Raw genomic sequence first — 22883 nt, 5'->3', positions numbered from 1 at the left:
AACGATAACCGGTAACACCGGAAAGCATGCAAACACAACACGAGGATTTATGGCAGATAACAAACCAGAGCTACAGCGTGGGCTGGAAGCTCGACATATCGAACTCATCGCCCTGGGGGGCACCATTGGCGTTGGTCTGTTTATGGGGGCCGCCAGCACCCTGAAATGGGCCGGGCCATCCGTATTGTTGGCCTATATCATCGCCGGGCTGTTCGTCTTTTTCATCATGCGTTCAATGGGCGAAATGTTGTTCCTCGAACCGGTTACCGGTTCGTTCGCCGTTTATGCGCATCGTTACATGAGCCCGTTCTTTGGCTATCTCACCGCCTGGTCTTACTGGTTTATGTGGATGGCGGTGGGGATCTCGGAAATCACCGCCATTGGCGTTTATGTCCAGTTCTGGTTCCCGGAGATGGCGCAGTGGATACCAGCATTGATCGCGGTGGCGCTGGTGGCACTGGCGAATCTGGCAGCGGTGCGGTTGTACGGTGAAATCGAGTTCTGGTTCGCGATGATCAAAGTCACCACGATTATCGTGATGATTGTCATTGGCCTGGGCGTGATTTTCTTTGGCTTTGGCAATGGCGGGCAGTCGATTGGTTTTAGCAATCTCACAGAGCATGGCGGTTTCTTTGCGGGTGGCTGGAAAGGGTTCCTGACCGCACTGTGTATCGTGGTGGCGTCCTACCAGGGCGTAGAGCTGATCGGTATTACTGCCGGTGAAGCGAAGAATCCGCAGGTGACGCTGCGCAGTGCCGTAGGCAAGGTGCTGTGGCGAATCCTGATTTTCTACGTTGGCGCGATTTTCGTTATCGTCACCATCTTCCCGTGGAATGAAATAGGCAGCAACGGCAGCCCGTTCGTACTGACTTTCGCCAAAATCGGCATTACCGCAGCGGCGGGCATTATCAACTTTGTGGTGCTGACGGCTGCGCTCTCTGGCTGTAACAGTGGCATGTACAGTTGCGGACGTATGCTCTACGCGCTGGCGAAAAACCGTCAGTTGCCGGCGGCAATGGCGAAAGTTTCCCGTCACGGCGTACCGGTTGCGGGTGTGGCAGTATCTATTGCTATTCTGCTAATTGGCTCATGCCTGAACTACATCATTCCCAATCCGCAGCGTGTGTTTGTCTACGTCTACAGTGCCAGCGTGCTTCCGGGGATGGTGCCATGGTTTGTGATATTGATAAGCCAGCTGCGTTTTCGTCGTGCGCATAAAGCGGCAATTGCTAGCCATCCGTTCCGCTCAATCCTGTTCCCGTGGGCCAACTACGTAACAATGGCATTCCTGATTTGCGTTTTGATCGGTATGTACTTTAATGAAGATACCCGTATGTCGCTGTTTGTCGGCATCATCTTCATGCTGGCGGTGACGGCGATTTATAAAGTTTTTGGCCTTAATCGGCACGGTAAAGCGCATAAACTGGAGAAATAATCAGCAAAGCGCACAAACCGTAACCAAACGCGCATTTTATTTAAAAAGGGACTAGACAGAGGGGTGGGAAGTCCGTATTATCCACCCCCGCAACGGCGCTAAGCGCCCGTAGCTCAGCTGGATAGAGCGCTGCCCTCCGGAGGCAGAGGTCTCAGGTTCGAATCCTGTCGGGCGCGCCATTTAGTCCCGGCGCTTGAGCTGCGGTGGTAGTAATACCGCGTAACAAGATTTGTAGTGGTGGCTATAGCTCAGTTGGTAGAGCCCTGGATTGTGATTCCAGTTGTCGTGGGTTCGAATCCCATTAGCCACCCCATTATTAGAAGTTGTGACAATGCGAAGGTGGCGGAATTGGTAGACGCGCTAGCTTCAGGTGTTAGTGTTCTTACGGACGTGGGGGTTCAAGTCCCCCCCCTCGCACCACGACTTTAAAGAATTGAACTAAAAATTCAAAAAGCAGTATTTCGGCGAGTAGCGCAGCTTGGTAGCGCAACTGGTTTGGGACCAGTGGGTCGGAGGTTCGAATCCTCTCTCGCCGACCAATTTTGAACCCCGCTTCGGCGGGGTTTTTTGTTTTCTGTGCATTTCATCACTCTCCCTTCGCAATAAACGCCCGTAGTAACTCATTGCCACACGGTATTATTTCGCCCTTAAATTCATCGAAGGACGACTTCAGGCAAGGAGCGACCATGCTGCAACAGGTTCCAACGCGTGCTTTTCATGTGATGGCGAAACCGAGCGGTTCCGATTGTAATCTGAACTGTGACTACTGTTTTTATCTCGAAAAACAATCCCTTTATCGCGAAAAGCCAGTCACGCATATGGACGATGACACGCTGGAAGCGTATGTCCGTCACTATATCGCTGCCAGTGAACCACAAAACGAAGTGGCTTTTACCTGGCAGGGCGGCGAACCAACGTTACTCGGGCTGGAGTTTTACCGCCGTGCCGTGGCGCTACAGGCGAAATATGGTGCTGGCAGGAAGATAAGTAACAGCTTCCAGACTAACGGCGTGCTGCTCGATGACGAATGGTGTGCATTTCTGGCAGAAAAGCATTTTCTTGTTGGGTTATCGCTGGATGGTCCGGCTGAGATCCACAATCAATATCGCGTGACCAAAGGTGGCAGACCAACGCAGAAGCTGGTGATGCGTGCCCTTACGCTCCTGCAAAAACATCATGTCGACTATAACGTGCTGGTCTGCGTCAACCGCACCAGCGCGCAGCAACCGTTGCAGGTTTATGATTTTTTGTGCGATGCGGGAGTCGAATTCATCCAGTTTATTCCGGTGGTGGAGCGGCTGGTGGATGAAACGTCTGCTCATGATGGACTTAAGTTACACGCCCCCGGCGATATTCAGGGTGAACTGACGGAATGGTCGGTGCGCCCCGAGGAATTCGGTGAGTTTTTGGTGGCGATTTTTGACCACTGGATCAAACGCGACGTCGGCAAGATTTTCGTGATGAATATCGAATGGGCGTTTGCCAATTTTGTCGGTGCGCCGGGTGCGGTTTGCCATCATCAGCCAACCTGTGGGCGCTCGGTGATTGTTGAACACAACGGCGACGTTTACGCCTGCGATCACTATGTTTATCCGCAATATCGACTGGGGAATATGCATCAGCAGACAATTGCAGAAATGGTAGATTCTCCGCAGCAGCAGACTTTTGGTGAAGATAAATTTAAGCAGTTACCGGCGCAGTGTCGCAGTTGCAACGTGTTAAAAGCGTGCTGGGGAGGCTGCCCGAAACATCGCTTTATGCTCGATGCCAGCGGTAAACCTGGGCTGAATTATTTGTGTGCCGGATATCAACGCTATTTCCGCCATCTACCGCCGTATCTTAAAGCAATGGCTGATTTGCTGGCGCACGGACGCCCGGCCAGCGACATTATGCAGGCACATTTGATGGTGGTGAATAAGTAAAAAAGCGGCCATTTTGTGGCCGCCTGCGGTTGATTGCCGGATGCGGCGTAAACGCCTTATCCGGACTACATGATCGTGCAAATTCAATAAATTGCAGCGTTCTGTATGCTGGATAAGATGCGTCAGCATCGCATCTGGCAAAGGCAGATCTCAGCGATAGCGCCAGCTTAATCAGATTTAATCTGCGCGCGTGGAGGGTATTTCTTCAGGATCTCCATATACGCGTGCATTTCGGTTTGCAGTGGTACTCCCATCGGAATATGGCGCACGCCGATAGAGTCGCTTTCCTGTGGATCGGTGTAGAGGTTAAACACCGACGATCCGGCTGTTTGCATTACCGTGCCGGTGAACCCACCCTGATACCCGCTCTGGGTATAAGCGTATGGCTGCTGAATCAGCACGTGGTATTTGAACTCATCCATACGTACAGCAGAGAGTTTGCCGTTGAGGAAGTAGTGCTCGGCCTTACGGTTAGACTGGCCGTTTGTTCCCAGGAAGAAAGATGTCTGGTCTACACCATCGATAAAGGTGGTTTTCGGCACTAAATTCGCCACTTTCGCCCCAGGATGCCCCGCCAGATCCAGAGCGGTTGGGAAGAGATCTGCCAGATCAACAATACCGTCAGATTTACGCGGTTGGATCATGCCTTTCCAGTACACGAAAGTCGGAACGCGAACGCCGCCTTCCCAGGTCGATCCTTTCGCACCACGGAACGGTGTGCGACCGTGCGGCGGTACTTCAGCTTCCGGTCCGTTATCGGAGGTAAAGACGATCAGCGTGTTATCCAGCTGACCATTTTTCTCCAGTGCTTTATACAGATTAGCGAATACATCGTTCATCTCCACCATACAGTCGCCATACGAGGTGCGTGCCGGAGAACTTCCCGCATATTTGGCGTTCGGGTAGTTATCGAAGTGGCAGCCGCGCGTACCGTAATATAAGAAGAAAGGCTTATCGCTCTTCGCCATCTTGTCGAGGAACTTAACGCCATATTCCATCCAGCGCTGATCCAGATCTTCCATATATTTCGGCGTAATGTCGGCAATGGCCTGTTGTTCACCGCCGCGCACCGCATGAACATCATCTTTGCTAAATGGTAATTGCTTGATGTATTCAGAACGGTCCGGACTCAGGGCGACTTCCGGATTGACGTGAACATCGCGCCATTCGGTATACATATCGGACACTGAGTTAAAGCCACGGAAATCATCAAAGCCGACGTTCTGCGGCTGCGACTCTTTGTTTTCCCCCATATGCCATTTCCCGATGGCCTGAGTGACGTAACCTTGGTCGTGCAGCAATTGCGGCAGAGTGGTTAACCCTTGCAGTCCGCCTGGTTGCCCGTACATCGGCGGCATTAGAATGCCGTGGTGGATGGAGTATTGCCCGGTGAGAATGGTGGCGCGGGTAGGGGAAGAACTCGGTTGAGAATACGCAGAGGTTAAAATCAGCCCCTGGCTGGCAACGGCGTCAATATCTGGCGTTGGGTTACCTACCGCTACGCCACCGCCATTAAAGCCGACATCCATCCAGCCCACGTCATCCAGTAAGAAAACAACCACGTTCGGTTTCTTACCAGTCTTTTTCTCTAATTCCGCCAGCTTCTGCTGAGTTTCTTTATCCTGTGCCGGATGCTGCATCACAGGCATCATATTATCGGCAATAGTGGTTGCCGGTTTAACCAAATACTGATTGGGGTGATCATACCCGGCATAGCCTTCGCGCGCGGTAGCGGTTGACGGAGTATCTGCAGCACTGGCCAGTAAAGGAATAGCGGCGGCGACTGCGACCACCAGTAGTTTGGGTGAAAACGAAATTTCCATGCAAAATGCTCCGGTTTCATGTCATTAAATGGATGACGTAATTAAGCATTGATAATTGAGATCCCTCTCCCTGATAAAATGGGGATATAAATAATTATGATGAAAATATATTATTTATTTGCCATGAGAATGTATCGAAAAATCAGGAGAGCGTTTTCAATCCTACCCCTGGAGCGGGGGATATGTAAGGCAAGTTTATTGTATGGTGTTGATTATTGATGCTGTTTTTGATTAGGAGTGTAATTAATATATATATTTATTATTGAATATTTTTAACAATTCACTTTATTTATAATTAAAGAGAGTAAGGTTCTGGATAATATTTGCTCAGGTAATTATTTGCGAACGAAAGAAACCTGGATTGCAGAATTGTCTCATAACAAGTATTAAAGGATGTTATTTTCCGGGCCTGTGTGGCATAATAATTGGGTAGATGCTCATTCCATCTCTTATGTTCGCCTTAGTGCCTCATAAACTTAGGAATGACGCAGAGCCGTTTACGGTGCTTATCGTCCACTGACAGATGTCGCTTATGCCTCATCAGACACCATGGACACAACGTTGAGTGAAGCACCCACTTGTTGTCATACAGACCTGTTTTAACGCCTGCTCCGTAATAAGAGCAGGCGTTTTTTTATGGCTGAATAAACAACAGGCTACGTCGCTCTTGCGTCATTGGTTGTGCATTTAGCACCCTTACAAGAGAGCCTACCGTGACGATGGGAAGAAACTGATTGTTCTCTATTCCGGTTAAATCGCGTCCGCAGCGAGCGGCGATATCTTCGACCAGCTCTTCTAACTCAACGGCATCGTTTACCAAATCCAGATCTTCGTCCAGTTTATCGTCGGCTTTAAGTGGCAGTGGGTAGCCGATATAGCCGTTTTCTTGCAAGGTATTCCACACAGCCCGAATGATCCATGTATCTACGGTACGAGGGTTAAACTGGCGTGCAAACTGACAAATGGAAAGCCCCTGACGTTTATCAGCCATGATTCGGCGTTTCTCGAGGAGCTTGATTTTATCCTGCTTTGCGGCGGCAATCAGAGACACAATAAAAAGTGATAACCAGAAGATGAAGGTGTTGCCCGTACGCACGAAGGAAATAGTCAGCCAGCCCACGCCAGCCAGAGCAGCACATATCAAAAAGCAGAGTAACAACCTTACCCGAACAGGATTACTTTCAGCCGATGGCAAGCGGAAAAGGTAGCGGGAAGGCATGCACATTTTTGACATCCTTGTAAAAAAATATCGCCTCTGAACGAGGCGATATAAATTACTGCGGCGGGTTGTTCTGCAACGTCAACATCAAGCCGTCGCGGCGCATCGATGCGGCTTCTTCCGGCTTGTGCAGTCTGTCCAGCGCATCGGCAAGCCATGCGTAATCGTAGGCGTCCGGACGTTGTTTCAGCGCCGCGCGGAAGGCGAGGGATGCTTCCTGCCATTCGCCGTGCTTCATCAGTGACTGGCCCAATGTGCTCCACAACAGTGGGCGATCGCCGACGTTTTTGATTTGCTGGCGTAGCACTTTTTCAAGCTGTTCCGGATTGTTGGTTTTCAATCGTGGAATCGGCAGCAGCAGGCGATCGTCATACTGGCGTTTCAGGCCGTCGATGATAATTTGCTGGGCAGTATCATGATCGTCACATTCAATAAGATGTTCCGCCATTGCCACCTGCAAAGCCACCTGATGACGCGTTTTCCGGCTTTGGTTTTTCCACCAGTTACGCAGACCTTCGCTGCCGTCATCGGCTCGTGCCTGATTCATCAGGCCAATCCATGCCTGTTGTTCGAGCATTGCGCGATGTTCTTCATCACCAACGTGGGCTTTCGCCATTGACGGGATGATGTCCAGCAGTGAACTCCACGCGCCGGTACGGATATACGCTTGTTCCGCCAGACGCAGCACTTCCGGATGGCGTGGTGTGACTTCGAGTAACTTATCCACGCCGTGGCGTGCAGCATGGTTTTCATTACGCGCCAGTTGCAGGCGAACGCGGGCGATTTCCACCGGAATGGTGTCGTTGCCCGCCAGTTCCGCTGCGCGTTCCAGATGCTGATTGGCGCGCGCTTCATCCCCGCGTTGCTGTGCGGCTTCGGCAGCCAGCAGGTAGTTCACCACCGGCTGTTCAGCGTGATCGGCATTTTTTGACATCAGCTTTTCAACTTGCTGATAATCGCCTTCCGCCAGTTTTAGCAGCGCTTGTTCTGTCTGCTTACGTGCGCGGCGACGCTTACGTCCGATAAACCAGCCCCGGGTGTGTGCGCCGGTGCGGAAGATCCGCCGCAGTAGCCACTCAATGGCAAACAGCACGACCATCGCCAGAATCAAAATGATCGCCAGGCCAGTCACGCTGGTTTCGATATTGTAGTTGTCGGTCTGGATCAGTACGTAACCCTGATGACCGGCAATCATCGGGCCGACCACGATCCCCGCAATCAGCAACACAAAGAGCAATAACACTTTTAGCATGGTTATTCTCCTTGCGGCGCGGCTGCCGGGGCATCAGCTTGCGGTGCAGGTGCAGGTGCAGGTGCAGGTGCAGGTTTAGCTTCCGTTGCCCCTGCTGCCGGTTGTGCCAGTAGGTTACGCACGCGAGTCTGCATCAGTTTTTCCAGCATCGCCTGGCTTTGCAGGGTTTCCGGAAGATCCATCGAGATATTTTGCTGGCTTAACTGGTCCACCTCGTCGAGGAATGCTTTGGTCGTTGCATCTTCAGTATCGTAATAAGCACGAACCCAGGTGGAGACGTTCTCCAGCGCCTGACGGTACGTCTCTTCCTGATGACGCGGCACAGCTTGTGCGGCGACCAGCAGACGGGAACGAATATTTTCGCGCAGATAGATATCCTGATTCGGCGCTAACAGCGGTACGGCAGTATCATCACGACGGCGAATCGTGATGAAGTTGTCCATAAAATTCTGCCAGCTTTTTTGCAGATTGATGCGCCATTCGCTGATGGAGCTGGAAAGCTCTTCACCGTCGGAATCCATCGGCGAACCGTCGCTATCATTGTCGGCCAGACGCAGGTTATCCACTTGATTAGAGAGCTGATTCAACTTGAGGATAATACCGTCATAATCCACCTGTGATACCGCAGAAAGGCTGGCGATATCATCGGTAATTGCCCGACGAACAGCAATCAGGCTGGGGTCATTCATATCTGCCAGGCTGGCATCAGCGCTTTTCAGTAACGCTGCTGCGGTGGTGACGTCCTGATCGCTCCAGAGTTTACGTCCGGCAAGTTTTACCAGAAAGTCCGCCTGTGCCAGAAGCCAGGTTTTGGCGTCACTACCTGAAATAGTGGCGACCTTTTGTTGAACTTCATCCAGCTTTTTGGCCAGCGTTTCTTGCTGTCGATTCGCCTGCTCTAACTGCGTAGCCTGTTGCTTAATAATGCCTTCCAGCTCCGCTTTTTGGGTTTCCAGGGCTTTTTGCAGTGCCGTGAGTTGGCTCGCCAGGGCATCGCTGGTGGCAGTCTGACTGACGGCCTGTTGTTTGCCCCAGCCATACAAACCGACGCCTGCTGCCAGAGCAATGGCGATAGCCACCGCACTGAGAATCAGAGCGGTACTGTTCTTACTCTTCTTTTCTGCAACGACAGGTTGTGGCGTGGTGTCCACGGCCTCCCTGGTATCTTCAACCACGGCGGAGGTTTTTTCTTGTTCCGTCATTATGGCTTCCTGTTATGAGAGTTATTGTAATGCCCGTAATAGCGCATCGTTGTCAGCGTTATCGGCGACCTTAATGTCATTCCAGCCCAGTTCCCGGGCGAGTGTCGCCAAACGCTCACTGACGACCAAAAGCCGACAGCGTAGTAACCAGTGCTCACGATACCATTGTGGGATCAATGACCAGAGTTGATGCAACATTTCACCGCTGGTAACAACGACGGTCGTCACCTCGCGGGATTGCCAACGCATCGCCTCTTCTGCACCGTCATAATGAATGGCGCACCTTTGATAACATTCACAAAAAGTGACTTCAGCACCGCGTGCCGTCAGAGTTTCTCCAATCAGCTCACGACCGCCGTTGCCACGTAATATCAGCACACGTTTGCCCGCAATACTTTGTAATTCCGGTAATTGTAGCAAGACTTCACTGATTTCCCGATCCTGCGGATAACGAACCTGGTGCCCGCTCACGGTATGCAGCGCCAGCGCAGTGGTGCGGCCGATGGCGAAATAATCAGCAAGTAATGGCCATTTAAGAGCTTGTTGATGCAGTTGTGATTGGGCAAAAGCAACGGCGTGTTGCGAAAGGGCAAACAACAGATCGCCTTCACCAAGTGCTGATAGCTGGTCGGCAAGTTGTGGCAATTGCCGACCCGGGGAAAACTCTATCAGCGGAAAATGCCAGGCCACCTGCCCCAGTGTGCGCAGACGGCTCACTAACTCTTCTCCAGCTGGAGATGGGCGGGTGACCAGGATACTCATGCTGGCGCGTCTCCGTTGTAGACTTCAGCGAGAATCTCCCGTGCGCCGTTATTCAGTAGCTCTTCCGCCAGTGAAATCCCCATTTGCTCGGCATCCTGCGGCGCACCGCGGCGTTCACCACGAATAATCTGCGAACCGTCCGGCGCACCGACCAGCGCACGCAACCAGATTTTGCCGTCGACAAGTTCGGCATAGCTGCCAATCGGCACCTGACAACCCCCTTCCAGACGGGTATTCATCGCACGTTCAGCGGTGACGCGTAGCGCGGTTTCATGGTGATTAAGCGCGGCAAGAAGCTCGCGGGTACGCGTATCATTAAGGCGGCATTCAATACCTACGGCACCTTGTCCGACTGCCGGAAGAGAAATTTCAGGGGGCAGCGCAGCGCGAATGCGGGACTCCAGCCCTAAACGTTTTAATCCAGCCACGGCAAGAATAATGGCATCGTATTCGCCGTTATCCAGCTTGCTAAGGCGTGTACCAACGTTCCCACGCAGAGAGCGGATAATCAGGTCCGGGCGGCGTTCCGCCAGTTGGCACTGGCGACGTAAGCTGGAAGTCCCGACGATACTGCCAGCCGGTAACGCATCCAGACTGTCATAATTATTGGACACAAAGGCATCACGCGGATCCTCGCGTTCGCAAATGGTGACCAGCCCCAGACCTTGCGGGAATTCAACCGGCACATCTTTCATCGAATGTACGGCGATATCGGCGCGGTTTTCCAGAAGCGCGACTTCCAGCTCTTTAACAAATAAGCCTTTTCCGCCTACTTTCGCCAGCGGCGTATCAAGAATTACATCGCCGCGCGTCACCATCGGTACTAGTTCAACGACTAATCCCGGATGGCTCGCCATCAACTTGTCTTTGACATAGTGTGCCTGCCAGAGTGCAAGTGGGCTTTGGCGTGTGGCAATTCTTAAAACATTGTCTAACATGCTTGTTACCGTCATTATCATCCGTGGTCCATCCTAACATCCTTGCTGGAGCGATGTCAGTGTTGTGGTGAAACGTTGACGTTAATGCAAAACGTAAATGGAATCCTGACAGGCGTTTCAAGCCGTCGTAATAAGGAATTTACAGAGAATAAACGGTGCTACACTTGTATGTAGCGCATCTTTCTTTACGGTCAATCAGCAAGGTGTTAAATTGATCACGTTTTAGACCATTTTTTCGTCGTGAAACTAAAAAAACCAGGCGCGGAAAGTGGTAACAGTTACCTTTGACATACGAAATATCCCGAATGCCGCGTGTTTCCGTTGATGTTGCCGGAATCACAGACATGACGGGTAGCAAATCAGGCGATACGTCTTGTACCTCTATATTGAGACTCTGAAACAGAGACTGGATGCCATAAATCAATTGCGCGTGGATCGCGCGCTTGCTGCCATGGGGCCTGCATTCCAACAGGTTTACAGTCTGCTGCCGACATTGTTGCACTATCACCATCCGCTAATGCCGGGTTACCTGGATGGTAACGTTCCCAAAGGCATTTGCCTTTACACGCCTGATGAAACCCAACGCCACTACCTGAACGAACTTGAACTGTATCGTGGAATGTCAGTACAGGACCCGCCGAAAGGCGAGCTTCCGATTACTGGTGTATACACCATGGGCAGTACTTCGTCCGTAGGGCAAAGTTGTTCCTCTGACCTGGATATCTGGGTCTGTCATCAATCCTGGCTCGATAGCGAAGAGCGCCAATTACTACAACGTAAATGTAGCCTGCTGGAAAGCTGGGCCGCCTCGCTGGGGGTGGAAGTTAGCTTCTTCCTGATTGATGAAAACCGTTTCCGCCACAACGAGAGTGGCAGTCTGGGGGGCGAAGATTGCGGCTCCACCCAGCATATACTGCTACTTGATGAATTTTACCGTACCGCCGTGCGTCTCGCCGGTAAGCGTATTCTGTGGAATATGGTGCCTTGCGACGAAGAAGAGCATTACGATGACTACGTAATGACGCTCTACGCGCAGGGCGTGCTGACGCCAAATGAATGGCTGGATCTTGGCGGATTAAGCTCGCTTTCCGCTGAAGAATACTTTGGTGCCAGCCTTTGGCAACTCTACAAAAGTATCGATTCCCCGTATAAAGCGGTGCTGAAGACACTGCTGCTGGAAGCCTATTCCTGGGAATATCCGAATCCACGCCTGCTGGCGAAAGATATCAAACAGCGTTTGCACGACGGCGAGATAGTGTCATTTGGCCTCGATCCGTACTGCATGATGCTGGAGCGTGTTACTGAATACCTGACAGCGATTGAAGATTTCACCCGTCTGGATTTAGTACGCCGCTGCTTCTATTTAAAAGTGTGCGAAAAACTCAGCCGTGAACGCGCCTGCGTAGGCTGGCGTCGTGAAGTGTTAAGCCAGTTGGTGAAAGAGTGGGAATGGGACGATGCTCGTCTGGCAATGCTCGATAACCGCGCTAACTGGAAGATAGATCAGGTGCGTGAGGCGCACAACGAGTTGCTCGACGCAATGATGCAGAGCTACCGTAATCTGATCCGCTTTGCGCGCCGCAATAACCTTAGCGTCTCTGCCAGCCCGCAGGATATCGGCGTGCTGACGCGTAAACTGTACGCCGCGTTTGAAGCATTACCGGGTAAAGTGACGCTGGTGAACCCGCAGATTTCACCTGATCTCTCGGAACCGAATCTGACCTTTATTTATGTACCGCCGGGCCGTGCTAACCGTTCAGGTTGGTATCTGTATAACCGCGCGCCAAATATTGAGTCGATCATCAGCCATCAGCCGCTGGAATATAACCGTTACCTGAATAAGCTGGTGGCGTGGGCATGGTTTAACGGCTTGCTGACCTCGCGCACCCGTTTGTACATTAAAGGCAACGGCGTTGTCGACTTGCCGAAGTTGCAGGAAATGGTCGCTGATGTGTCGCACCATTTCCCGCTGCGCTTACCTGCACCGACACCGAAGGCGCTCTATAGCCCTTGTGAGATCCGCCATCTGGCGATTATCGTTAACCTGGAGTATGACCCGACAGCAGCGTTCCGCAATCAGGTGGTGCATTTTGATTTCCGTAAGCTGGACGTCTTCAGCTTTGGCGAGAATCAAAATTGCCTGGTAGGTAGCGTTGACCTGCTGTACCGCAACTCGTGGAACGAAGTGCGTACGCTGCACTTCAACGGTGAGCAGTCGATGATTGAAGCCCTGAAAACCATTCTCGGCAAAATGCATCAGGACGCCGCACCGCCAGATAGCGTGGAAGTCTTCTGTTATAGCCAGCATCTGCGCGGCTTAATCCGTACTCGCGTGCAGCAACTGGTTTCTGAGTGTATTGAACTGCGTCTTTCCAGCACCCGCCAGGAAACCGGACGTTTCAAGGCGCTGCGCGTTTCTGGTCAAACCTGGGGCTTGTTCTTCGAACGCCTGAATGTATCGGTACAGAAACTGGAAAATGCCATCGAGTTTTATGGCGCTATTTCGCATAACAAACTGCACGGCTTGTCAGTGCAGGTTGAAACCAATCACGTCAAATTACCGGCGGTGGTGGACGGCTTTGCCAGCGAAGGGATCATCCAATTCTTCTTCGAAGAAACGCAAGACGAGAATGGCTTTAATATCTACATTCTCGACGAAAGCAACCGGGTTGAGGTGTATCACCACTGCGAAGGTAGCAAAGAGGAGCTGGTGCGTGACGTCAGTCGCTTTTACTCGTCATCGCACGACCGTTTTACCTACGGCTCAAGCTTCATCAACTTCAACCTGCCGCAGTTCTATCAGATTGTGAAGGTCGATGGTCGCGAACAGGTCATTCCGTTCCGCACCAAATCTATCGGCAACATGCCGCCTGCCAATCAGGACAACGATACGCCGCAGTTACAGCAGTATTTCTCGTGATGCGTGTGCCGGAAAGCGAGGCTTATCCGGCATGCAATTTTAACGGAAACTGACTGCTTCCCCCGCCTGCTGCGTCGCCGCCTGCTCCAGCAAATCCCAGAAGGTTTCGCCGCTACGGTCGCAAATCCACTCATCGCCTTTCAGATCAAAATGGTAGCCGCCCTGCTTGGTTGCCAGCCATACCTGGTGCAGCGGTTCCTGACGGTTAATAATGATTTTGCTGCCGTTTTCAAAGGTAATGGTCAGCACGCCACCGTTGATTTCGCAGTCGATATCGCTGTCGCCATCCCAGTCGTCCAGATGCTCTTCAATGGTTAGCCACAGTTGGTCAGCCAGGCGATGAAATTCACTGTCGTTCATTGTTGTATCCTGTTTTTAAGTGATGGCGGCAGTATAGCGGCATGGGGTCAGGGCTTCAAAGTTTGCTCAATGTCTGGTGTTTTGCGGCACTCTTCCTCCGTCTTCAAGATGATGATGTCATCATTGGATGAAAACATGTTCTGATCCAGATTACGTGTCTTTGCCGGGCAGGGCGATACGGTTCGATAAAGTTGGCTGCCGATCCAGGTATAAACATAGTGATTGTCATAAGCGAAGCGTTCGGTGGTCTTCAATGGTCCATCAATGGCAAAGATTTGAATATCGTCGCGTAATCGGGAAGATCGCATAAAGTAGCCATGGTTTTTCCCGGCGTTAATTCGTTGTTTCAGGAAAGGTGCAGAAGAGTCGAGCGTTATGATTTCCAGTGTGTCCTCACCGAAAGGAGACAATTTCGCAATGTACAGATGATTTTTGTACTGTGCGACACGATCGGTGATGGGATGAAATGCTTTTGGGTCAATATCGGGGAGTTTCTCCCATTGACTCCATTGCTGGTCTGTAGAGCGAAGCTTACGCCAGCTAACATCGGTTTCGCCTACGAGAAAAGAGCTTTCGCCATTAGAATATTGAGCAATGTTAACGGATGAGTTATAGGGGATTCCCGTTGGAATAAACGCACCATCCTCAAGAAGTCTGCCGTCCAACTTTCCACTACGGTAGTCTGCCCAGTAGCCATAACCTGAATGTTCGGTTTTCCATGTTACCCGCACGGCTTTGGTGTTGGGTGTTGGGTAGCGCCACAGCTGCGAGCCATCGAATGCGTAAACATAACGATCGTCGTGCGCATACCATTTCTTATAATGGGGGCTATCGCCAAGGTGAGCCTCGTGCTCATCGGGAACACGATAATCCATCAGGATAAGCGGCCCGGAAGACTCGAATACCTGGAGACCATCTTCTTCTTCACCATCAGCTGGTAATTTGGTCAATAAATAGCCGTGAGTTCTTCCCGCGTTAAAGCGTTTATCTATCACCAAACCAGGATTATCCAGCGTGACGATATCCAGCCTATTTTCGCCAAATTCTGTCTTATTAATGGTGTACAGCTTGTCCTGATACTGAGCAACGGTATTACTAAGAGGGTGAAATTGTTCTGGATCGAGGCCGGGTAGGACTTCTTGCTGGCATTCTGGCCCTTTACGCCATGAAACGTAGTGTTCCTGTAAATTGAACGCTGCGCAGCTATTTGCCCTATCTTTGTCCAGATTTCCCTGATTCAGCACTTTACGCTGCAGCCCGTTTTTATCACGCCAGGTCAAGAGTGAGCCGGGCATCCAGCGTACGACGGAAAAGGTGTTCGGGTCGGCATCCAGTTGTTCGCCGTTGATCAGGATTTTGGTCCATGTTCGGGCAAGGGTATCCCAGGGGCCAAATGGGGTAGCCACACAGGGATTAAACGCGGTAGAAAACTTTCCTCGCTGATCCCATGACTTTTGTGCCAGCACACGGAAACTATCGGGATCTGCGAGGCGATGCCCATTGATATACAAGAAGTTAGTGTCACGTAATATCAGCCCCAGTAAGTCAGGTTTCCAGGGGGGACGGAATTCCACCTGATGCAGCGTTTTGATATCTAAACTATTTTCTCCGTCATTGTCATCGGTGCGCTTGCCTTCGAAATAGAGACTGTGTTTATCTGCGGCAAAATCACCCCATGCCTTGAACGAGGCGACATCGACGGGAGGTTTGTCTGGCGGGTTTTGCACTACTTCACCCGCGTAGAGTATATAGCGACCATCGCTATGCCAGGAATAATGAGGATACCAGGCCTGTGCGCCCTTATAGAGGTAGTCGGTTGTCAGATCGGTCAGAGGCGGTTCTTTATCCCATTCGTCTAGTGTTGTCGGGTCTATTAATAAATTGGGTAAACGACGCAAACTTTTGTAATTCACGTCAGGTAGAGAAAGATTTGTTTCTTTATAAGGGCGCAGGTACACCACGCCTTTTCCCTGTTTCTGGTAAATATTATGTTCAGGCGCATCAAGCCGACATCCCCATGCCGACGATAAGAACAACGAACAAGCCCACAAACAAACCACATTGCGATAGTGCATAAAGCCATCCTGGCGCGAGGTGCCGATCACGAAACCACCAGCAAAACATAAATCCCCACGTGTAAGCGTTATACTCGCAGCAATTCCTCACTTTTCAGACTTCATAAAGAGTCGCTAAACGCTTGCTTTTACGCCTTCTCCTGCGATGATAGAAAGCAGAAAGCGATGAACTTTACAGGCAATCCATAATGAAAAACGTGTTTAAGGCACTCACTGTATTACTTACTCTCTTCAGCCTGACGGGCTGCGGTCTGAAAGGTCCGCTCTATTTCCCGCCTGCAGATAAAAACGCGCCGCCACCGACCAAACCGGTAGAGACGCAAACGCAATCCACGGTGCCGGATAAAAACGACCGCGCCACTGGCGATGGTCCATCCCAGGTGAATTACTAAAAGTCAGTTTCTGTACCCGCGTGATTGGAGTAAATGATGCAGTTCTCGAAAATGCATGGCCTTGGCAACGATTTTATGGTCGTCGACGCGGTAACGCAGAATGTCTTTTTTTCGCCGGAACTGATTCGTCGCCTGGCGGATCGGCACCTGGGTGTGGGTTTTGATCAGCTACTGGTGGTCGAGCCGCCGTACGATCCTGAACTGGATTTTCACTATCGCATTTTTAATGCTGATGGCAGTGAAGTGGCGCAGTGCGGCAACGGCGCACGCTGCTTTGCCCGCTTTGTACGCCTGAAAGGGCTGACCAATAAGCGCGATATCCGCGTCAGCACCGCCAACGGGCGGATGGTTCTGACCGTCACCGATGATGATCTGGTCCGCGTAAATATGGGCGAGCCCAACTTCGAACCTTCCGCTGTGCCGTTTCGCGCTAACAAAGCGGAAAAGACCTATATTATGCGCGCCGCCGAGCAGACAATCTTATGTGGCGTGGTGTCGATGGGAAATCCGCACTGCGTGATTCAGGTCGATGATGTCGATACCGCGGCGGTAGAAACGCTTGGCCCTGTTCTGGAAAGCCACGAACGTTTTCCGGAGCGCGCCAATATCGGTTTTATGCAAGTGGTTAAGCGCGAGCATATTCGTTTACGCGTTTATGAGCGTGGGGCAGGAGAAACCCAGGCCTGCGGCAGCGGCGCGTGTGCGGCGGTTGCGGTAGGGATTCAGCAAGGTTTGCTGGCCGAAGAAGTACGTGTGGAACTCCCTGGTGGTCGTCTTGATATCGCCTGGAAAGGTCCGGGTCATCCGTTATATATGACGGGTCCGGCAGTACATGTTTACGACGGATTTATTCATCTATGAAGCAACCAGGGGAAGAACTACAGGAAACACTCACGGAGCTTGATGACCGGGCGGTTGTCGATTATCTGATTAAAAATCCTGAGTTTTTTATCCGCAATGCGCGCGCAGTAGAAGCGATACGTGTGCCACATCCGGTACGCGGTACCGTTTCGTTGGTCGAATGGCATATGGCTCGCGCGCGTAACCATATTCATGTTCTGGAAGAGAACATGTCGCTGTTGATGGAACAGTCTATCGCCAACGAAGGCCTGTTTTATCGCTTACTCTACCTGCAGCGCAGTCTCACCGCCGCCGGCAGTCTCGACGATATGCTGATGCGCTTTCACCGCTGGGCGCGCGATCTCGGTTTGGCGGGCGCGAGTGTGCGTCTGTTTCCGGATCGCTGGCGCTTAGGTGCGCCGTCGAACCACACTCATCTGGCATTAAGTCGTCAGTCTTTCGAACCGTTGCGTATTCAGCGTCTGGGCCAGGAGCAGCATTATTTGGGGCCGCTTAACGGGCCGGAGTTGCTGGTGGTGCTACCGGAAGCGAAAGCGGTGGGATCGGTGGCGATGTCGATGCTGGGAAGCGATGCTGATTTAGGCGTAGTGCTGTTCACCAGTCGCGATGCTAATCACTATCAACAAGGTCAGGGAACGCAGTTACTTGATGAAATTGCGCTGATGTTGCCGGAGCTTCTGGAGCGTTGGATTGAACGCGTATGACCAATTTACATACCGATGTAGAACGCTATCTACGTTATCTGAGCGTGGAGCGTCAGCTTAGCCCGATAACCCTGCTTAACTACCAGCGCCAGCTTGAGGCGATCATCAATTTTGCCAGCGAAAACGGCCTGCAAAGCTGGCAGCAATGTGATGTGACGATGGTGCGCAATTTTGCAGTACGCAGTCGCCGTAAAGGGCTGGGCGCGGCAAGCCTCGCATTACGCCTCTCTGCGCTACGTAGCTTTTTTGACTGGCTGGTCAGCCAGAACGAACTCAAAGCTAACCCGGCAAAAGGTGTTTCGGCACCGAAAGCGCCGCGTCATCTGCCGAAAAATATCGACGTCGATGATATGAATCGGCTGCTGGATATTGATATTAACGATCCCCTCGCTGTACGCGACCGGGCGATGCTGGAAGTGATGTACGGTGCGGGTCTGCGTCTTTCCGAACTGGTGGGGCTGGATATCAAACACCTCGACCTGGAGTCCGGCGAAGTGTGGGTGATGGGGAAAGGCAGCAAAGAGCGCCGCCTGCCGATTGGTCGCAACGCCGTGGCGTGGATTGAGCACTGGCTTGATTTACGCGACCTGTTTGGCAGCGAAGACGACGCACTTTTCCTGTCGAAACTGGGCAAACGCATCTCTGCGCGTAACGTACAAAAACGCTTCGCCGAATGGGGCATAAAACAGGGGCTGAATAATCACGTTCACCCGCATAAATTACGCCACTCATTCGCCACGCATATGCTGGAGTCGAGCGGCGATCTGCGTGGTGTGCAAGAGCTGTTGGGTCATGCCAATCTCTCCACCACGCAAATCTATACTCATCTTGATTTTCAACACCTTGCCTCGGTGTATGATGCGGCGCATCCACGCGCCAAACGGGGGAAATAATGCGTTTTTACCGGCCTTTGGGGCGCATCTCGGCGCTCACCTTTGACCTGGATGATACCCTTTACGACAACCGTCCGGTGATTTTGCGCACCGAGCGGGAGGCGCTGACTTTTGTGCAAAATTATCATCCGGCGCTGCGCAGCTTCCAGAATGAAGATCTGCAACGTCTGCGTCAGGCGGTACGGGAAGCGGAACCCGAGATTTATCACGACGTAACGCGCTGGCGTTTTCGTTCGATTGAACAAGCGATGCTTGACGCCGGGCTGAGTGCCGAAGAAGCCAGTGCAGGCGCACACGCGGCAATGATCAACTTTGCCAAATGGCGCAGCCGAATCGATGTTCCGCAGCAAACCCACGACACCTTAAAACAGCTGGCGAAGAAATGGCCGCTGGTGGCGATCACCAACGGTAACGCGCAGCCGGAGCTGTTTGGTTTGGGGGATTATTTTGAGTTTGTGCTGCGCGCTGGCCCACACGGGCGCTCGAAACCGTTCAGCGATATGTACTTTCTGGCGGCAGAAAAACTCAATGTGCCGATCGGCGAGATCTTACATGTAGGTGACGATCTCACCACTGACGTGGGTGGGGCGATCCGCAGCGGAATGCAGGCCTGTTGGATCAGACCGGAAAACGGCTGTCTGATGCAAACCTGGGACAGCCGTTTACTCCCGCATCTGGAAATTTCCCGGTTGGCATCTCTGACCTCGCTGATATAATCAGCAAATCTGTATATATACCCAGCTTTTTGGCGGAGGGCGTTGCGCTTCTCCGCCCAACCTATTTTTACGCGGCGGTGCCAATGGACGTTTCTTACCTGCTCGAAAGCCTTAATGACAAACAGCGCGAAGCGGTGGCCGCGCCACGCAGCAATCTTCTGGTGCTGGCGGGCGCGGGCAGTGGTAAGACGCGCGTTCTGGTGCATCGTATCGCCTGGCTGATGAGCGTGGAAAACTGCTCGCCGTACTCGATTATGGCGGTAACGTTTACCAACAAAGCGGCGGCGGAGATGCGCCATCGTATCGGGCAACTGATGGGCACCAGTCAGGGCGGCATGTGGGTCGGCACCTTCCACGGGCTGGCACACCGCCTGCTGCGTGCGCACCATATGGACGCCAACCTGCCGCAGGATTTCCAGATCCTCGACAGTGAAGACCAGTTACGCTTGCTTAAGCGTCTGATCAAGGCGATGAACCTCGACGAGAAGCAGTGGCCGCCGCGCCAGGCAATGTGGTACATCAACAGCCAAAAAGATGAAGGCCTGCGTCCGCATCATATTCAAAGCTACGGTAACCCGGTGGAGCAGACCTGGCAGAAGGTGTATCAGGCGTATCAGGAAGCGTGTGACCGCGCGGGCCTGGTGGACTTCGCCGAGTTGCTGCTGCGCGCCCACGAACTGTGGCTTAACAAGCCGCATATCCTGCAACACTACCGCGAACGTTTTACCAACATCCTGGTGGACGAATTCCAGGATACCAACAACATTCAGTACGCGTGGATCCGCCTGCTGGCGGGCGATACCGGCAAAGTGATGATCGTCGGTGATGACGACCAGTCAATCTACGGCTGGCGCGGGGCGCAGGTAGAGAATATTCAGCGTTTCCTCAATGATTTCCCCGGTGCTGAAACTATCCGTCTGGAGCAGAACTACCGCTCTACCAGCAATATTCTGAGCGCCGCGAACGCCCTGATTGAAAACAACAACGGGCGTTTGGGTAAAAAATTGTGGACCGATGGCGCGGACGGTGAGCCGATTTCCCTCTATTGCGCTTTTAACGAACTCGACGAAGCGCGTTTCGTCGTTAACCGCATCAAAACCTGGCAGGACAACGGCGGGGCGCTCGCTGAGTGCGCCATTCTCTACCGTAGCAACGCCCAGTCGCGTGTACTGGAAGAAGCGTTATTGCAGGCCAGTATGCCGTATCGTATTTATGGCGGTATGCGCTTCTTCGAACGCCAGGAAATCAAAGATGCGCTCTCATATCTGCGCCTGATTGCCAACCGTAACGATGATGCAGCATTTGAGCGTGTGGTGAATACGCCAACGCGTGGTATTGGTGACCGGACGCTGGACGTAGTGCGTCAGACATCGCGCGATCGCCAGTTAACTCTCTGGCAGGCGTGTCGTGAACTGTTGCAGGAAAAAGCCCTCGCCGGACGTGCTGCCAGCGCCTTACAGCGGTTTATGGAACTGATCGACGCCTTAGCGCAGGAAACTGCCGATATGCCGCTGCATGTACAGACTGACCGGGTAATTAAAGACTCCGGCCTGCGCACCATGTACGAGCAGGAGAAGGGCGAAAAAGGTCAGACGCGTATCGAAAACTTAGAGGAACTGGTGACGGCAACGCGCCAGTTCAGCTACAACGAAGAAGACGAAGATTTAATGCCGCTACAGGCGTTCCTCTCCCATGCGGCACTGGAAGCAGGTGAAGGGCAGGCGGATACCTGGCAGGATGCGGTGCAGTTGATGACGCTACACTCGGCGAAAGGTCTGGAGTTTCCGCAGGTGTTTATTGTTGGTATGGAAGAGGGCATGTTCCCAAGCCAGATGTCGCTGGATGAAGGCGGGCGTCTGGAAGAAGAACGCCGTCTGGCCTACGTTGGCGTAACCCGTGCGATGCAGAAACTGACGCTGACCTACGCGGAAACTCGCCGTCTGTATGGCAAAGAGGTTTACCATCGCCCGTCGCGCTTTATCGGCGAGCTGCCGGAAGAGTGTGTGGAAGAGGTGCGACTGCGCGCCACGGTAAGCCGCCCGGTCAGCCATCAGCGCATGGGTACGCCGATGGTCGAGAACGACAGTGGTTACAAACTCGGCCAGCGCGTACGCCACGCCAAATTTGGTGAAGGCACCATCGTCAATATGGAAGGCAGCGGCGAGCATAGCCGTTTGCAGGTGGCATTCCAGGGCCAGGGAATCAAATGGCTGGTGGCGGCTTACGCCCGACTGGAGACGGTGTAATTTACGTTTCCGGATGCGGTGCTGCGCACCTTATACGGCCTACAAAACATGCAGATTCAATAAATTGCAACATCATGTAGGCAGGATAAGGCGTTTACGCCGCATCCGGCATCTGCACCATATTCAGTATTTGACACAAAACAGTCGTTTTAACCTTTCTGCTCGACGGAAATCATGGTGACAAAAGGATAGCGTTGCCACGGGATTACTCCGCCTTTCACATACATATGCGAAATCGTGCCATCAAGATAAAGCAGCTGTTCGACGTCCAGTTTCGCTTTGGCATAACAGGCAAAATCATAAAAATTTGTCACCTGCTGGCTCAACAAAAACACAGCGTTCCCTTGTTTATTAATCCCCACACCGTTACGGATTTTGCGTGAGGCGACGTTGGGATGAATGCGCGGATTAATTACGCCATTTTCCATCAACATTGGCCCTGACTGCACCGCAAACTGAATCTCTTTACTGGTTTTAAAGGCATCCAGACGAACGATGCCGACTTTATTTCCCGCAACATAAAAAACGCCGCCAGGACGGATAAAGAAATTACCTTCCCCCGAGGCGAGATTTAGCGCCACCTTCTGCTGACCGTTTTCGATGTACAAACCGAGCGGCGCATAGCTTTCATCATAGATGCCGCCGTTCATCACCATCTGAACTTGCCCCTGGCTATTAATATCCTCCAGCAGTGCATGTAACGTTCCCCATACTTCGCCATTGGCTTTTTGCCAGTACATTTTCACCCGCTCTGTCTGAGGATTAACGGTATACGCCTGTACGGTCAGCGTCGGATCGGAGAGTGCGCAGTCATCAGCTGCAACAGCAAACCAAGGGAGCAAGGTGAGGGCGAGAAAAATCCGTTTGAGATTCAAGGTGATCATTCCTTTACCAATGAGTAGCCGATGCGCCATTATAGGTCCTGGATGTGTGATTTTTTTATCCTGTTAACGACCTTGACGAGTACCAAAAAGCGCGAAGTTCAACTATTGTTCTGTGGTGTTCCGTTGCGTGTTGACGGCAAAATTTTGCTGGCGTAACATGCGCGCACGATCACTCTAAGAGGACATTCGCCTTGGACACACCCAGTAGATACTGGCTCACTATCCTGTCATCCAGGATCAACTCCTAAGGCTATCCCTTTTTGCTGATAGCCTTAGCGG

The 22883-nt window shown here is 52.2% G+C and carries 19 protein-coding genes and 4 tRNA genes; 14 read left to right on the top strand and 9 right to left on the bottom strand.

The features are described 5' to 3' along the window. Positions 1 to 49 precede the first annotated feature (49 nt). The 6 genes from thrP to FEM44_RS09680 all read left to right on the top strand — a co-directional run bounded on the left by thrP (position 50) and on the right by FEM44_RS09680 (position 3357). Complete coding sequence (thrP, locus tag FEM44_RS09705) at positions 50 to 1435, top strand: bifunctional threonine/serine APC transporter ThrP (RefSeq protein ID WP_076604711.1); 1386 nt, start codon at positions 50 to 52, stop codon at positions 1433 to 1435. Positions 1436 to 1537: 102 nt separating this feature from the next. Then, positions 1538 to 1614: transfer RNA gene (locus tag FEM44_RS09700), tRNA-Arg, on the top strand. Positions 1615 to 1672: 58 nt separating this feature from the next. Then, a tRNA-His gene (locus FEM44_RS09695) sits at positions 1673 to 1748 on the top strand. A gap of 20 nt (positions 1749 to 1768) precedes the next feature. Next, positions 1769 to 1855, top strand: a tRNA-Leu gene (locus tag FEM44_RS09690). A gap of 42 nt (positions 1856 to 1897) precedes the next feature. After that, positions 1898 to 1974: transfer RNA gene (locus FEM44_RS09685), tRNA-Pro, on the top strand. A gap of 147 nt (positions 1975 to 2121) precedes the next feature. After that, positions 2122 to 3357: an anaerobic sulfatase maturase gene (locus tag FEM44_RS09680; protein WP_135523391.1), complete on the top strand. Its 1236-nt coding sequence runs from the start codon at positions 2122 to 2124 to the stop codon at positions 3355 to 3357. A 167-nt stretch (positions 3358 to 3524) separates the two neighbouring features. On the opposite strand, the gene aslA is transcribed toward FEM44_RS09680, so the two are convergent. The 6 genes from aslA to hemC all read right to left on the bottom strand — a co-directional run bounded on the left by aslA (position 3525) and on the right by hemC (position 10553). After that, positions 3525 to 5180, bottom strand: a complete 1656-nt coding sequence (gene aslA / locus FEM44_RS09675; RefSeq protein ID WP_135523392.1) for an arylsulfatase AslA — start codon at positions 5178 to 5180, stop codon at positions 3525 to 3527. Positions 5181 to 5814: 634 nt separating this feature from the next. Further along, positions 5815 to 6405, bottom strand: a complete 591-nt coding sequence (locus FEM44_RS09670; protein WP_135523393.1) for a hypothetical protein — start codon at positions 6403 to 6405, stop codon at positions 5815 to 5817. A 49-nt stretch (positions 6406 to 6454) separates the two neighbouring features. Further along, the gene (gene hemY, locus FEM44_RS09665; protein WP_130223391.1) at positions 6455 to 7651 is read right to left on the bottom strand and encodes a protoheme IX biogenesis protein HemY; all 1197 of its coding nucleotides are present in this window, start codon (positions 7649 to 7651) and stop codon (positions 6455 to 6457) included. A gap of 2 nt (positions 7652 to 7653) precedes the next feature. Beyond that, positions 7654 to 8853, bottom strand: a complete 1200-nt coding sequence (gene hemX, locus FEM44_RS09660; RefSeq protein WP_135523394.1) for a uroporphyrinogen-III C-methyltransferase — start codon at positions 8851 to 8853, stop codon at positions 7654 to 7656. A gap of 21 nt (positions 8854 to 8874) precedes the next feature. Further along, positions 8875 to 9615: a uroporphyrinogen-III synthase gene (gene hemD, locus FEM44_RS09655; RefSeq protein WP_135523395.1), complete on the bottom strand. Its 741-nt coding sequence runs from the start codon at positions 9613 to 9615 to the stop codon at positions 8875 to 8877. Continuing rightward, positions 9612 to 10553, bottom strand: coding sequence for a hydroxymethylbilane synthase (gene hemC, locus FEM44_RS09650; RefSeq protein ID WP_135523396.1), 942 nt, complete (start codon positions 10551 to 10553; stop codon positions 9612 to 9614). The genes hemD and hemC overlap by 4 nt, the downstream gene beginning before the upstream one ends. A gap of 373 nt (positions 10554 to 10926) precedes the next feature. Between hemC and cyaA the strand changes: the two genes are divergently transcribed. After that, positions 10927 to 13473 carry a class I adenylate cyclase gene (gene cyaA, locus FEM44_RS09645; RefSeq protein WP_135523397.1) on the top strand — a complete coding sequence of 849 codons (2547 nt, stop codon included), beginning with the start codon at positions 10927 to 10929 and terminating at the stop codon, positions 13471 to 13473. A gap of 39 nt (positions 13474 to 13512) precedes the next feature. On the opposite strand, the gene cyaY is transcribed toward cyaA, so the two are convergent. Next, on the bottom strand, positions 13513 to 13833 hold the full coding sequence (gene cyaY, locus FEM44_RS09640; RefSeq protein WP_135523398.1) for an iron donor protein CyaY: 321 nt from the start codon (positions 13831 to 13833) through the stop codon (positions 13513 to 13515). A 47-nt stretch (positions 13834 to 13880) separates the two neighbouring features. Next, the gene (locus tag FEM44_RS09635; RefSeq protein ID WP_135523428.1) at positions 13881 to 15908 is read right to left on the bottom strand and encodes a hypothetical protein; all 2028 of its coding nucleotides are present in this window, start codon (positions 15906 to 15908) and stop codon (positions 13881 to 13883) included. A gap of 188 nt (positions 15909 to 16096) precedes the next feature. On the opposite strand from FEM44_RS09635, the gene lptM reads away from it, so the two are divergent. From lptM to uvrD, 6 genes are all read left to right on the top strand, one after another. Continuing rightward, positions 16097 to 16300, top strand: a complete 204-nt coding sequence (gene lptM, locus FEM44_RS09630) for an LPS translocon maturation chaperone LptM (protein ID WP_000799889.1) — start codon at positions 16097 to 16099, stop codon at positions 16298 to 16300. Positions 16301 to 16336: 36 nt separating this feature from the next. Then, a complete protein-coding gene (gene dapF / locus FEM44_RS09625) occupies positions 16337 to 17161 on the top strand; it encodes a diaminopimelate epimerase (protein ID WP_001160654.1) in 825 nt (274 codons plus the stop codon). Next, positions 17158 to 17865 carry a DUF484 domain-containing protein gene (locus tag FEM44_RS09620; RefSeq protein WP_135523399.1) on the top strand — a complete coding sequence of 236 codons (708 nt, stop codon included), beginning with the start codon at positions 17158 to 17160 and terminating at the stop codon, positions 17863 to 17865. The genes dapF and FEM44_RS09620 overlap by 4 nt, the downstream gene beginning before the upstream one ends. Further along, positions 17862 to 18758 (top strand): tyrosine recombinase XerC, encoded by an 897-nt coding sequence (xerC, locus tag FEM44_RS09615; RefSeq protein ID WP_130209428.1) that lies wholly within the window; start codon positions 17862 to 17864, stop codon positions 18756 to 18758. Before FEM44_RS09620 ends, xerC begins: the two co-directional genes overlap by 4 nt. Continuing rightward, complete coding sequence (gene yigB, locus FEM44_RS09610; RefSeq protein WP_001213580.1) at positions 18758 to 19474, top strand: 5-amino-6-(5-phospho-D-ribitylamino)uracil phosphatase YigB; 717 nt, start codon at positions 18758 to 18760, stop codon at positions 19472 to 19474. The genes xerC and yigB overlap by 1 nt, the downstream gene beginning before the upstream one ends. Positions 19475 to 19557: 83 nt before the next feature. After that, on the top strand, positions 19558 to 21720 hold the full coding sequence (gene uvrD, locus FEM44_RS09605; RefSeq protein ID WP_000383446.1) for a DNA helicase II: 2163 nt from the start codon (positions 19558 to 19560) through the stop codon (positions 21718 to 21720). Positions 21721 to 21869: 149 nt separating this feature from the next. Here uvrD and FEM44_RS09600 read toward each other — a convergent pair whose 3' ends face one another. Further along, complete coding sequence (locus FEM44_RS09600) at positions 21870 to 22634, bottom strand: phosphodiester glycosidase family protein (protein ID WP_135523400.1); 765 nt, start codon at positions 22632 to 22634, stop codon at positions 21870 to 21872. 161 nt (positions 22635 to 22795) lie between these two features. On the opposite strand from FEM44_RS09600, the gene ysgD reads away from it, so the two are divergent. Further along, a complete protein-coding gene (gene ysgD, locus FEM44_RS25275; RefSeq protein WP_211180520.1) occupies positions 22796 to 22852 on the top strand; it encodes a protein YsgD in 57 nt (18 codons plus the stop codon). The last annotated feature ends 31 nt before the right edge of the window (positions 22853 to 22883 follow it).

The sequence above is a fragment of the Escherichia sp. E4742 genome (genome assembly GCF_005843885.1).
Classification (GTDB): domain Bacteria; phylum Pseudomonadota; class Gammaproteobacteria; order Enterobacterales; family Enterobacteriaceae; genus Escherichia.
This window is presented reverse-complemented; position numbering and strand designations above follow the sequence as displayed.